Below are 11535 nucleotides of genomic sequence, written 5' to 3' on the forward strand. Positions count from 1 at the left end.
GTCTCCTCACTTCCCGGAGCCGGAGAAGTCGTGGGTGTCGCGGGTCAGGTAATAGGCGCCGAGGATCGGCAGGAACGTCACGACGATGACGATGATCGCCACCACATTCGTCACCGGCCGTTGCCGCGGCTTGATCAGCTCGCTGAGCATCCAGATCGGCAGGGTCTGCTGCTGCCCGGCGGTGAAGGTGGTGACGATCACCTCGTCGAAGCTGAGGGCGAAGGCCAGCATGCCGCCGGCCAAGAGCGCCGTGGCGATGTTCGGCAGCACCACATGGCGGAAGGTCTGGAACCCGTCGGCGCCGAGATCCATCGACGCCTCGATCAGCGAGCCGGAGGTGCGCCGGAACCGGGCCAGCACGTTGTTGTAGACGACGACGATGCAGAAGGTGGCGTGACCGATGACGATGGTCCAGAAGCTGAACGGGATCTCCAGCAGCGAATAGGCCGACCGCAGGGCGATGCCGGTGATGATGCCGGGGAGCGCGATCGGCAGGATGATCAGCAGCGACAGCGACTCCCGCCCGAAGAAGCGGCTGCGCCAGACCGCGGCGGCGGCGCAGGTGCCCAGCACGATCGCCAGCAGCGTCGCCGTGGCCGCCACCTTCACCGACAGCCACAGCGCCGCCCAGATGTCCGGCCGGTCCAGCCAGGCGACGGCGAACCATTGCAGCGTCAGGCCCGGCGGCGGGAACTGGAAGGTCTTCTCGTCGCTGGAGAAGGCGTAGAGCAGGATGAACAGCAGCGGCACATGCAGGAACAGGATGCCGCCGAGCGCCATCAGGCGCAGGCCCAGCGGCGCGCTGGTTCCCGCCGTGGCTTTGCCGTCAGAGCGCATCGAAGGCCCCCAGGCGTTTCGCCGCCGTCAGGTACACGGCCATGATCACGATCGGCACCACGGTGAAGGCGGCGGCCAGCGGCACGTTTCCGGCGGTGCCCTGCAGCTGCAGCACCACCTGGCCGATGAAGGGGCGGGAGGAGCCGATGATCCCCGGGATGATGTAGTCGCCGAGGGTCAGCGAGAAGGTGAAGATCGACCCCGCGACCACGCCCGGGAAGGCCAGCGGCAGGATCACGGTGCGGAAGGTCTGGGCCGGCCGGGCGCCGAGATCGGCCGAGGCCTCGGTCAGCGACCGCGGCACCCGCTCCAGCGCTGCCTGCACCGGCAGGATCATGTAGGGCAGCCAGATGTAGACGAAGACCGTCGCGGTGCCGAGATAGGCGCTGGACAGCGACGGGCCGCCGACCACCGGCAGGGCCAGGATGCCGTCCAGGAGCCAGGTCAGGTGCAGCTGGCCGGCCAGCCAGGTGACCACGCCCTCGCGGGCCAGGATCAGCTTCCAGGCATAGACCTTGACCAGATAGCTGGACCACAGCGGCAGCATGATCGCGATGTAGAAGGCCGCCTTGGCCCGGCCGCGGGCGTAGCGCGCCGCGTAATAGGCGATCGGGAAGCCGATCAGCGCGCACAGGATCGTCACCGCCGCGGCCATCCCCGCGGTGCGCAGCACCACGTCCATGTTGGCGGCGGTCAGCAGGTCGGCATAGGTCGATAGGGTGAATTCCGGGACGATCATCCCGGTGAAGCTGTCGACCGAATAGAAGCTCTGCAGCAGCAGGGCGAACAGCGAGCCGAGATAGACCACGCCGAGCCACAGCAGCGGCGGCATCAGCAGCAGGATCAGCAGCAGCCAGCCGTTGCGGTACAGGAGCCGCGCCGCGCGCCGGCCGAAACCGTCCGCTGCGGGGGCGGGCAGGGGGACGGCCATGGTCATGCCGCGGCACCCTCTAGCGGATGGGCATGGTCGCGCCGCCAAGCCAGCCGCACCGACTGGCCGGGGATCTTGGGCGCGGCGTCGAGGTTGGATTCGACCACGTCGACGGCGCCGCCGGGGGCCAGCGCCACGCGGTAGCGCGTGGTGGCGCCGAGGAAGCTGACGCCGTCCACCGTGCCGGCCACCTCGACCGCATCCGCCGGCGCCGACTGGCCGGCGCCGAGGATCCGGATGCGCTCCGGCCGCAGGGCGAAGGGCCGGGCCTGGCCCATCAGCCTGCCCGCGGTAGCGGCGTCGACCATGTTCGAGGCGCCGACGAAACCGGCGACGAAGGCGGTGGCCGGCCGGTCGTAGATCGCGGCGGGCGTGTCGATCTGCTCGACCCGGCCGCGGTTGAACACCGCCACCCGGTCGCTCATCGCCAGCGCCTCGCCCTGGTCGTGGGTGACGTAGACGAAGGTGATGCCGACCTGGCGCTGCAGGGCCTTCAGCTCCTCCTGCATCGCCTCGCGCAGCTTGAGGTCGAGGGCGCCGAGCGGCTCGTCCAGCAGCAGCACGGACGGGCGGTTGACCAGGGCGCGGGCCAGGGCGACGCGCTGGCGCTGGCCGCCCGACAGCTGGGCCGGCCGCCGCCCGGCGAGGTCGCCGAGCTTGACCATGGCCAGCATCTCCTCGGCCCGACGCCGCCGGTCCGGCTTCGGCACGCGCCGGATCATCAGGCCGTAGGCCACGTTCTCCCACACGCTCATATGCGGGAACAGGGCGTAGTCCTGGAAGACGGTGTTGACGTCGCGGTCATAGGGCGGCGTGGCCGAGACGTCGCTGCCGTGCAGCAGCAGGTGCCCGGCGGTCGGCAGCTCGAACCCCGCGATCAGGCGCAGGCAGGTGGTCTTGCCCGAGCCCGAGGGCCCGAGCATGGAGAAGAACTCGCCGTCGCGGATGTCGAAGCTGACATCGTCGACCGCGCGCACCGAGCCGAAATGGCGGCTGACATGGTCGAAGCGGACGGCGGTGCTGCGGTCGGTCATGGGGATGGCCCGGAATAAGGGAAAGGCTTCAGCCTAAGCCCCTCCTGTCATTACCGGGCTTGACCCGGTAATCCAGAGGCTGTCGACATTCTCTGGATGCCCGGGGCAAGCCCGGGCATGACAGGTGGGTGGTGGGCGGACCTAACGCCCGCCCAGGATCGCGATGTAATCCGTGGTCCAGCGCAGATAGGGCACGCAGCCTTCCGGATGCGCCTCGCATTGCTGGCGCGGCGTGGTCCAGAAGTGGATCTTGTCGAAGTTCTCGAAGCCGTTCGCCTTGCAGCCCTCGGCGCCGAGCAGCTCATTGCCCTTGCAGGCGTCGGGCACCACCGGCACCGATCCGAACCAAGCGGCGAGGTCGCCCTGCAGCTTGTTGCTCAGCGAATGCTGCATCCATTTGTAGGCGCAGTTCGGATGCGCCGCATCGACATGCAGCATGGTGGTGTCGGCCCAGCCCGTCGCCCCTTCCTCCGGCACGACGCTGGCGATCGGCTTGTTCTGCGACTTCAGCAGGTTGACCTGGAACGGCCAGGCCGAGGAGGCGACGACGCCCTCGTTGATGAAGTCGTCGACCTGGACCGTGGCGTCGTGCCAGTAGCGCATCACCAGCTGGCGCTGGCCGCGCAGCAGGTCCAGCGCCGCCTTATACTGGTCCTCGTTCAGCTGGTACGGGTCCTTGATGCCCAGCTCGGGCTTGGCCTTCATCAGGTACAGCGCCGCGTCGGCGATGTAGATCGGCCCGTCATAGGCCTCGATCCGGCCCTTGTTCGGCTTGCCGTCGGGCAGAGTGGTCGGCTCGAACACCACGCTCCAGCTCTTCGGCGGCTCCTTGAACACCTCGGTGTTGTAGGCCAGCACGTTCGGGCCCCACTGGTAGGGCACGCCGTAATGCTTGCCGTCGACGGTGAACCAGGGCGCCTTCTGCAGCCGCGGATCGATCGTCTTCCAGCCGGGCACCAGCTCGGTGTTGATCTCCTGCACCCGCTTTCCGTAGATCAGGCGCAGGCTGGCGTCGCCGGAGGCGGTGACGAGGTCGAAGCCGCCCTCGTTCATCAGCGCCACCATCTCGTCCGAGGTGCCGGCGGTCTTGACGTTGACCTTGCAGCCGGTCTCCTTCTCGAAGCCGGTCACCCAGTCATAGGCCTTGTCGGTGTCGCCACGCTCGATATAGCCGGCCCAGGCGACGATATCGACCTGACCCTCGCCCGCGCCGATCGCCGTCAGCGGCGCGGCGCCGGCCAGGGTGGTGCTGCCGAACACCAGGGCGCTACCCAGGGCGAGCATCCGGCGAAGCTGCGATCCCATCTCGATCTCCCCGTTTGTTGTTGGGAAGAATGGTAGGTCCGTTGCTGGAACGCCGAGAAATATGAAATATCCTGTTTTGCTATCGGGAAAACCGATAGCTCTGCCTGCTCCCTCGGCAGCCCCCCTGGCGCTCTTCGATGTAACGCGTTACACTCCGTCACGCGTTACATCGGTTGGAGATTGCAGTGACGGCAGCGGAACGTATGAAGGCGATGCGGCAGCGGCAGCGGTCGCGCGGGCTCCGCGATGTCCGGTTGAGCGTCCCCGACGCTCGGACGGCACTCGTCCGGAAGCGCGTCGCCAAGCAGGTGGCGGCTCTCGATCGGGTCGCCGAAGAGGACGCACTGACATGGATCGAAAGCGTCTCTGAATTCGACGACGATGCGTCGCGGTGACGTCGTAACGGTTGCCGCTTCCAGCGACTACGGCAAGCCGCGACCCGCAGTGATCGTGCAGTCCGACGCGTTCCCGCCCGAGCATGCTTCGGTGATCGTTTGCCAGATGACCTCGGACATCGCCGATGCCCCCGATTTCCGGATTACGATCGAACCCGGATCCGAAAACGGTTTGCGAGTCCGATCCCAGATCATGGCGGACAAGCCAGTGACGGTGCGGCGCGAACGCATCGGTCGTAAGATCGGCCAGTTGTCACCTGCCGACATCGCGCGACTGAACGTGGCGATCGCCTTCGTGATGGGATTGGCCGACTGAGCGGCTACAGCGACCGCAGGCGCGGCGCCGGATGGGTGCGGGCCACCTGGATGAAGGTCTCGGCCTGGGTAGACAGGGGAGAGCCGCGGCGCCAGACCACGCCGACATCGAGCGTCGGCAGCGGGTCGGCCAGCGGCCGGGCCTCGATCCGGTCGCCCTCCAGCGACCACGGCCGGTAGGCCATGTCGGGCAGGATGGCGACGCCGGCGCCGGTCGCCACCAGGCTGCGCACGGCCTCGACCGAGGCGGTGCGCAGCACCCGCTTCGGGATCAGCCCGGCGGCCCGCCAGACCAAGTCGCTGGCCTCCACGATCTCGTCCACCGCCAGCGCGATCAGCGGCTCGTCGACGATCTCCGCCAGCGGGATCGCCTCGCGCCCCATGAAGCGGTGGTCCGGCGGCAGCCACAACCGGCTCTCGGAGCGGACCAGGATCTCGCTCTCCAGCGCGTCGCGGTTGTCCAGCGTCGAGACGATCATCACCGCGACAGCGATCTCGCCGTTGATCATCAGGTGCTCGATATAGGTCCGCTCCTCCTCGATCACCTCGACCGTGACGTTCGGGAACACCCGCCGGAACCGGGCCAGCAGATCGGCCAGGAAATAACCGGACACCATGGTGGTGACGCCGAGCGGCAGCGTGCCCTGCACCGCCTCGGGCAGGGTCTTCAGCGCGTTCTGGGCGTCGGCCACCGCGGCCAGGATGGTGCGGGCATGGCGCAGGAACTGGTGGCCGGGATAGGTCAGGATCACGCCGCGGGCGTGGCGCTCGAACAGCCGCGCGCCGGTCTGCTCCTCCAACGCCTTCAAGGCGTCGGTGATCGCCGATTGCGAGATGCCGACCGAAGCGGCGCCGCCGGAGACCGAGCCGGCCTCGGCCACCGCGGTGAAATAGGCGATCTGGCGCAGCGTGACGTTCATGCCGCCACGGTTCCGTGGGCCGGTTCCGGTAGCAAGCAAAATCGATGGCTTCGGTCGGCGATCGATGAATCCGAATGAAATTTTCTGAGCCGTCATGCAGGGCAGGAATGCGATCGGCGGTAAGCCTTGACTTTTGTGCACTGCGCAACGACATTCCGGTCGCTGCCACAGCAGCCGTCGGCCACCGATCGCGTGAGCGCTCCCTTCCGGGATGCGTCCTGTCGGTCCCGATCGAAGCCATCCGACTGCCCAGATCGCGCGGGGCGTCATCGTCAACCCCGCGCTTATCGCCACGACTCCGGCACGAACCGGAGTCCAGTGGTCCGGCGTCGTTGTTACCGAAAGCATCCCTTGACCAACTTTACCGATCTCGGCCTGAACCCGCTCATCCTCAAGGCGCTGGCGGCCGAAGGCTACGAGACCCCGACGCCGATCCAGGCGCAGTCCATCCCCCATCTGATGCAGGGCCGCGACCTGCTGGGCGTCGCCCAGACCGGCACCGGCAAGACCGCCGCCTTCGCCCTGCCGATCCTGCACCGGCTGATGGCCGACCGGCGCACCGCGCCGCGCCGCGGCTGCCGTGCCCTGGTGCTGAGCCCGACCCGCGAGCTGGCCAGCCAGATCGCCGAGAGCTTCCGCGTCTACGGCCGGCACCTGCCGCTGACCCGCACCACCGTGTTCGGCGGCGTCGGCATGGGCCCGCAGATCCGCACCATGGCGCAGGGCGTCGACGTGCTGGTCGCCACCCCGGGCCGGCTGCTCGACCTGATGTCGCAGGGCGCCATCCGCCTGAACGAGCTCGACGTCTTCGTCCTGGACGAGGCCGACCAGATGCTCGACATGGGCTTCATCCACGCCATCCGGAAGATCGTCGCGACCCTGCCGGCGAAGCGGCAGAGCCTGTTCTTCTCCGCCACCATGCCGACCGACATCTCCGACCTGGCCGGCCGCCTGCTGACCGACCCGGTGCGGGTCGAGGTCGCGCCGGTGGCGACCACGGCCGAGCGCATCGACCAGCGCGTCATGTTCGTCGAGAAGGACGACAAGCGCTCGCTCCTCACCGAGATCCTGCGCGACGACGAGAGCATCCGCCGCGTCCTGGTGTTCACCCGCACCAAGCACGGCGCCGACCGCGTCGCCAAGCAGCTGACCCAGGCCGGCATCAACGCCGACGCGATCCACGGCAACAAGTCGCAGAGCCAGCGCGAGCGCGCCCTGCTGGGCTTCCGCAACGGCAAGGTCCGGGTGCTGGTGGCGACCGACATCGCCGCCCGCGGCATCGATGTCGACGGCGTCACCCATGTGATCAACTTCGAGCTGCCGAACGTGCCGGAGAGCTATGTCCACCGCATCGGCCGCACCGCGCGCGCCGGCGCCGACGGCATGGCGATCTCGTTCTGCGACGTCGAGGAACGGGCGTTCCTGCGCGACATCGAGAAGCTGATCCGCCAGCCGGTGCCGGTGGTGGAGGAGCACGCCTACCGCTCCACCATCCCGTTCCGCCAGGGCAGCGCCGGCCCGGCCCCGCGCCAGCATCGCGGCCGGCCGCAGGGCCAAGGCCAGCGCCCGCAGGGCCAGGGCCAGCGCCCGCATGGGCATGGCCATCAGGGCCAGGGCCAGCGCCCGGCGCATCAGGGCGGCGACCGCCGTCCGGCGCCGGCCAACGACGGCGGCTCGGCGCCGATGCGCCGCCGCCCCGTCGGCCGCTAACCAAAGGGTGCGCCGGGGCTTCGGTCCCGGCGTCCTTCCCGCTAGACTGCGGCCATGACCTCGACCGCCGACACGCACCGCCTCTCCGTGGCGCCGATGATGGACTGGACCGACCGGCACTGCCGGTTCTTCCTGCGCCAGGTGTCGCGCCGCGTCCGGCTGTACACCGAGATGGTGACCACCGGGGCGGTGCTGCATGGCGACCGCGAGCGGATCCTCGGCTTCTCCGAGGCCGAGCAGCCGGTGGCGCTGCAGCTCGGCGGCAGCGACCCGGAGGCGATGGCCCGCGCCGCCGCCATCGGCGCCGACTGGGGCTATGCCGAGATCAACATCAATGTCGGCTGCCCCAGCGACCGGGTGCAGTCCGGCCGCTTCGGCGCCTGCCTGATGGCGGATCCTGCGACCGTCGCCGCCTGCGTCACGGCGATGCGCGCCGCCTGCGACGTGCCGGTCACGGTCAAGTCGCGCATCGGCATCGACGACCGCGACAGCTATGAGGAGCTGGTCCACTTCATCGGCACCGTCGCCGAGGCCGGCTGCGACACCTTCATCGTCCACGCCCGCAAGGCCTGGCTGAGCGGGCTGAGCCCGAAGGAGAACCGCGAGATCCCGCCGCTGCGCTACGAGGTGGTGCACCGGCTGAAGCGCGACTTCCCGCATCTCGCCATCGCCATCAACGGCGGCATCACCTCGCTCGACGCCGCCGAGCAGCAGCTCGAGCATCTCGACGGCGTGATGATCGGACGCGAGGCCTATCAGAACCCCTGGATGCTGGCCGAGGCCGACCGCCGCATCTTCGGCGTGGACGGACCCGCCCAAAGCCGCCGAGACGCGGTCGACGGCTTCCTGCCCTATGTCGAGGCGAACCGCTCCAAGGGCGTGCCGCTGGGGTCCATGACCCGCCACATCCTGGGCCTGTACCAGGCCGTGCCGGGCGCCCGCGCCTTCCGCCGGCACCTGGCCGAGAACGCCCATCGCCCGGGGGCGGGGCCGGAGGTGCTGCGCGCCGCCGTCGACCTGGTCGAGACCGCGATCGAGCAGCGCCGGGCGGCCTGACGGAAAGACGATCGGGCCGCCGCATTGCGGCCTTGACAGCCGGAACGCCGCCCCGTACTTAAGCGGCCCCGACGACGCGGGGGCGCGTAGCTCAGCGGGAGAGCACTCCCTTCACACGGGAGGGGTCACAGGTTCAATCCCTGTCGCGCCCACCATTTCTTTTCAGGACCTTGGCGGATATTCGGTGGCCCGATCCGGGCATCTACACCGGTAGAATGTCCGCATAATCCGGCCTTGCACCGCAGAACGAATCAGATCGGGTGTTCGGCCAGATCGAGACGCCGTTCGATGCGCTCGACGCGATCGGTCAACCGGTCGAGCCGGCCGGAGATCACGGCATATTGCTGCTCCAGCAAGCCAAGCCGCGTCTTGACCTCGCGCATATCCTGACGCAGATCGTCAATCCCGCCGCGGATGTGCCGCAGATGCTCCAGAACCAGGTTCGTGGTCTCGTCGGTCATCGATCGGCCAAATCTGTCGATGGCTGTCGGCAGCTTACACGTAAATGGGGTCGGCGCGAAAATCGCAAAAGGCTCCCGCGCTTCGCCCGCTCCTGGTTGTCGCCGCAATCGCGCCCCAGTTTCTTCCCAGTCTGGCGCCCCGTCGCCGCTGCGAGGTACAAGACGCGCATGCCCCGTCTCCTCACCACCGCTATCGTCGTCTCGGCCGGTCTTCTGGCAGCGGCAAACCCCGCCGCGGCCGCCGATGCCGGCGCGCGCATGACCTATGACGTCTATGTCGGCGGCCTGCGCATGCTGGAGGTGAGCTCCGGCGTGTCGCTAGGGAGCGACCGCTACGATATCGGCCTGTCGGCCCATGTGGTCGGGATCGCCGCCACCTTCAGCGACTGGCGCTCGAATGTGCGATCGACCGGCGGGCTGGACGGCGCCCGGGTCCGGCCGGCCCGCAACGTGGTGGAGCGGATCAACGGCGACGACGCCAGGACCACGACCATCACCTTCCTCGGCGGCGGCCGGACGGATGTCGAGATCGTGCCGAGCAAGAAGCCGAAGCGCGAGCAGACCATCCCGCCGGAGCGGCTGGTCCACGCCGTGGACCCGCTGAGCGGCGTGGTCTCGATCCTGCAGGCCCTGCATGTCGGCGCTGAGGCGTGCAAGGGTCAGGTGCCGGTGTTCGACGGGCGCCGCCTGTACCGCGCCGACCTGACCGACGGCGGCACGGTGATGCTGCAGAAGGCGGAGCAGGGGGTGTATGGCGGCGAGGCCAGACGCTGCACCCTGTCGCTGACCCCGATGGTCGGCGACTTCAACTTCGGCGACGAGCGGCGCAGCACCAAGCCGACCGAGTATTTCCAGCCCAGCTCGCGGGCGCCGGACCAGCGGGTGGTCGACACTTGGCTGGCATCCCCGGGCGCCGGCCTGCCGGCGGTGCCGGTGCGGATCGAAAGCGAGTCGCCCTGGGGCCGCGTCATCGTACATCTGCGCGCGATCCAGGCCGGTGCGTCCTGATCTCAACCAAAGGGCGTAACCCGCCGAAACAATAATTGAATATCGCTTTCGCCGCGGTCGTGGCAGACCACGCTGAACATTGTTCCGTGATTGTGGAGCCTTCGCCCCGTGAGCGCTGTCGCCTGCCTCATCCTCGCCGCCGGCAAGGGCACGCGGATGAAATCCGACCGTCCCAAGGTGATGCACGAGATCGCCGGCCGGTCGATGCTCGGCCATGTGGTCGCCGCCGCCCAGGCGCTGGCGCCCGAGCGGATCGCCGTGGTGGTGGGGCCGGGGATGGAGGCGGTGGCGAAGAGCGTCGCCCCGGTCCCGACCGTGGTCCAGCCTGAGCAGAAGGGCACCGGCGATGCCGTGCGCGCGGCGCTGCCGGCGATCGAGGGCTTCGGGGGCGACGTCATCGTGCTGTTCGGCGACACGCCGCTGCTGACCACGGCGACTCTGGAGCGACTGGTCGCGGCCCGCCGCGCCGCGGGCGACCCGGCGGTCGTGGTGCTGGGCATGCGGCCGGCCGATCCGCTGCAATACGGCCGGCTGGTGCTGACCGGCGACGGCGGCCTCGACCGCATCGTCGAATATTCCGAGGCCAGCGATTTCGAGCGCCAGATCGGCCTGTGCAACGCCGGCATCATGACCTTCGACGGCCGCCGCCTGCCGGAGCTGATCGCAGCGCTGCAGGCGAACAACGCCAAGGGCGAGTTCTTCCTGACCGACACGGTCGAGGCCGCCCGCGCCCGCGGCTGGGCCTGCAGCGTGGTCGAGGGCGACCCGGACGAAGTGCTGGGCATCAACTCGCGGGTCGAGCTGGCCGATGCGGAGGCGATCCTGCAGGACCGTCTGCGACGCCGCGCCATGCTCGACGGCGCGACCCTGATCGACCCGAAGACCGTCTGGTTGTCGGTCGACACGAAGCTCGGCCGGGACGTGGTGGTCGGCCCGTCGACCTTCTTCGGCCCCGGCGTCACCGTCGAGGACGGGGTCGAGATCCTCGGCTTCAGCCATATCGAGGGGGCGACGATCCGCACCGGCGCCCGCATCGGGCCCTTCGCCCGGCTGCGGCCGGTCACGGTGGTGGGCGAGGGCGCGCATATCGGCAACTTCGTCGAGCTGAAGGCGGCGGATCTCGCCGCCGGCGCCAAGGCCAACCACCTGACCTATCTCGGCGACGTCTCGGTCGGCGCAAAGACCAATATCGGCGCCGGCACCATCATCTCGAACTACGACGGCTACAACAAGTTCCGCACCAGCATCGGCGCCGAGGTCTTCGTCGGATCGGACAGCGTGCTGGTCGCGCCGGTCACGGTCGGCGACCGCTCCAACATCGCCGCCGGCAGCGTCATCACCCGCGACGTCGCCCCGGACGCGCTGGCGATCGGCCGCGCCCGGCAGGAGGACAAGCCCGGCTGGGCGCCCGGCTATCGCGAGAAGAAGAAGGCGGAGAAGGCTGAACGTGAGCGAAAAGCCGGGCGCGAGCGGGAGAAGGGCTGATGTGCGGCATCGTCGGCATCGTCGGGAGGCGGCCGGTGTCGTCCCGCCTGGTCGAGGCGCTGAAGCGCCTGGAGTATC

Annotated in this window: 12 protein-coding genes and 1 tRNA gene; 7 read left to right on the top strand and 6 right to left on the bottom strand. The window is 69.0% G+C overall.

From position 1 onward, the window contains the following. Positions 1-6 precede the first annotated feature (6 nt). The 4 genes from ACFW16_RS23490 to ACFW16_RS23505 all read right to left on the bottom strand — a co-directional run bounded on the left by ACFW16_RS23490 (position 7) and on the right by ACFW16_RS23505 (position 4107). Positions 7-837, bottom strand: coding sequence for an ABC transporter permease (locus ACFW16_RS23490; protein WP_380309562.1), 831 nt, complete (start codon positions 835-837; stop codon positions 7-9). Then, a complete protein-coding gene (locus ACFW16_RS23495) occupies positions 827-1774 on the bottom strand; it encodes an ABC transporter permease (protein ID WP_380309565.1) in 948 nt (315 codons plus the stop codon). Before ACFW16_RS23495 ends, ACFW16_RS23490 begins: the two co-directional genes overlap by 11 nt. Next, positions 1771-2802 carry an ABC transporter ATP-binding protein gene (locus ACFW16_RS23500; RefSeq protein WP_380309567.1) on the bottom strand — a complete coding sequence of 344 codons (1032 nt, stop codon included), beginning with the start codon at positions 2800-2802 and terminating at the stop codon, positions 1771-1773. Before ACFW16_RS23500 ends, ACFW16_RS23495 begins: the two co-directional genes overlap by 4 nt. 141 nt (positions 2803-2943) lie before the next feature. After that, positions 2944-4107 carry an ABC transporter substrate-binding protein gene (locus tag ACFW16_RS23505; protein ID WP_380309569.1) on the bottom strand — a complete coding sequence of 388 codons (1164 nt, stop codon included), beginning with the start codon at positions 4105-4107 and terminating at the stop codon, positions 2944-2946. A 185-nt stretch (positions 4108-4292) separates the two neighbouring features. Here ACFW16_RS23505 and ACFW16_RS23510 point away from each other — a divergent pair, with 185 nt between their 5' ends. Together ACFW16_RS23510 and ACFW16_RS23515 are read left to right on the top strand one after the other, a co-directional pair. Next, a complete protein-coding gene (locus tag ACFW16_RS23510) occupies positions 4293-4502 on the top strand; it encodes an antitoxin MazE-like protein (protein ID WP_380309571.1) in 210 nt (69 codons plus the stop codon). Next, positions 4489-4818 carry a type II toxin-antitoxin system PemK/MazF family toxin gene (locus ACFW16_RS23515; protein ID WP_380309573.1) on the top strand — a complete coding sequence of 110 codons (330 nt, stop codon included), beginning with the start codon at positions 4489-4491 and terminating at the stop codon, positions 4816-4818. Before ACFW16_RS23510 ends, ACFW16_RS23515 begins: the two co-directional genes overlap by 14 nt. Before the next feature lie 4 nt (positions 4819-4822). Here ACFW16_RS23515 and ACFW16_RS23520 read toward each other — a convergent pair whose 3' ends face one another. Continuing rightward, on the bottom strand, positions 4823-5737 hold the full coding sequence (locus ACFW16_RS23520) for a LysR family transcriptional regulator (RefSeq protein WP_380309574.1): 915 nt from the start codon (positions 5735-5737) through the stop codon (positions 4823-4825). Positions 5738-6088: 351 nt separating this feature from the next. On the opposite strand from ACFW16_RS23520, the gene ACFW16_RS23525 reads away from it, so the two are divergent. The 3 genes from ACFW16_RS23525 (at position 6089) to ACFW16_RS23535 (ending at position 8658) form a co-directional block, all read left to right on the top strand. Next, the gene (locus ACFW16_RS23525) at positions 6089-7447 is read left to right on the top strand and encodes a DEAD/DEAH box helicase (protein WP_380309576.1); all 1359 of its coding nucleotides are present in this window, start codon (positions 6089-6091) and stop codon (positions 7445-7447) included. Positions 7448-7501: 54 nt separating this feature from the next. Beyond that, positions 7502-8503 carry a tRNA dihydrouridine(20/20a) synthase DusA gene (dusA, locus tag ACFW16_RS23530; protein WP_380309578.1) on the top strand — a complete coding sequence of 334 codons (1002 nt, stop codon included), beginning with the start codon at positions 7502-7504 and terminating at the stop codon, positions 8501-8503. A gap of 80 nt (positions 8504-8583) precedes the next feature. Next, positions 8584-8658 (top strand) — tRNA-Val (locus ACFW16_RS23535). 96 nt (positions 8659-8754) lie between these two features. On the opposite strand, the gene ACFW16_RS23540 is transcribed toward ACFW16_RS23535, so the two are convergent. Further along, positions 8755-8964, bottom strand: coding sequence for a hypothetical protein (locus ACFW16_RS23540; protein ID WP_380309580.1), 210 nt, complete (start codon positions 8962-8964; stop codon positions 8755-8757). Between the two features lie 168 nt (positions 8965-9132). Here ACFW16_RS23540 and ACFW16_RS23545 point away from each other — a divergent pair, with 168 nt between their 5' ends. Then, the gene (locus tag ACFW16_RS23545) at positions 9133-9972 is read left to right on the top strand and encodes a DUF3108 domain-containing protein (RefSeq protein ID WP_380309582.1); all 840 of its coding nucleotides are present in this window, start codon (positions 9133-9135) and stop codon (positions 9970-9972) included. A 108-nt stretch (positions 9973-10080) separates the two neighbouring features. Continuing rightward, on the top strand, positions 10081-11457 hold the full coding sequence (glmU, locus tag ACFW16_RS23550) for a bifunctional UDP-N-acetylglucosamine diphosphorylase/glucosamine-1-phosphate N-acetyltransferase GlmU (RefSeq protein ID WP_380309584.1): 1377 nt from the start codon (positions 10081-10083) through the stop codon (positions 11455-11457). The last annotated feature ends 78 nt before the right edge of the window (positions 11458-11535 follow it).

It is taken from the genome of Inquilinus sp. NPDC058860 (genome assembly GCF_042743185.1).
Lineage (GTDB): Bacteria > Pseudomonadota > Alphaproteobacteria > DSM-16000 > Inquilinaceae > Inquilinus.

Excerpts from the sequence above, each read along its gene's own strand:
- ACFW16_RS23490 (WP_380309562.1), bottom strand. The coding sequence starts at position 837 with ATGCGCTCTGACGGCAAAGCCACGGCGGGAACCAGCGCGCCGCTGGGC.
- ACFW16_RS23495 (WP_380309565.1), bottom strand. The coding sequence starts at position 1,774 with ATGACCATGGCCGTCCCCCTGCCCGCCCCCGCAGCGGACGGTTTCGGC.
- ACFW16_RS23500 (WP_380309567.1), bottom strand. The coding sequence starts at position 2,802 with ATGACCGACCGCAGCACCGCCGTCCGCTTCGACCATGTCAGCCGCCAT.
- ACFW16_RS23505 (WP_380309569.1), bottom strand. The coding sequence starts at position 4,107 with ATGGGATCGCAGCTTCGCCGGATGCTCGCCCTGGGTAGCGCCCTGGTG.
- ACFW16_RS23515 (WP_380309573.1), top strand. The coding sequence starts at position 4,489 with ATGCGTCGCGGTGACGTCGTAACGGTTGCCGCTTCCAGCGACTACGGC.
- ACFW16_RS23520 (WP_380309574.1), bottom strand. The coding sequence starts at position 5,737 with ATGAACGTCACGCTGCGCCAGATCGCCTATTTCACCGCGGTGGCCGAG.
- dusA (WP_380309578.1), top strand. The coding sequence starts at position 7,502 with ATGACCTCGACCGCCGACACGCACCGCCTCTCCGTGGCGCCGATGATG.
- ACFW16_RS23540 (WP_380309580.1), bottom strand. The coding sequence starts at position 8,964 with ATGACCGACGAGACCACGAACCTGGTTCTGGAGCATCTGCGGCACATC.
- ACFW16_RS23545 (WP_380309582.1), top strand. The coding sequence starts at position 9,133 with ATGCCCCGTCTCCTCACCACCGCTATCGTCGTCTCGGCCGGTCTTCTG.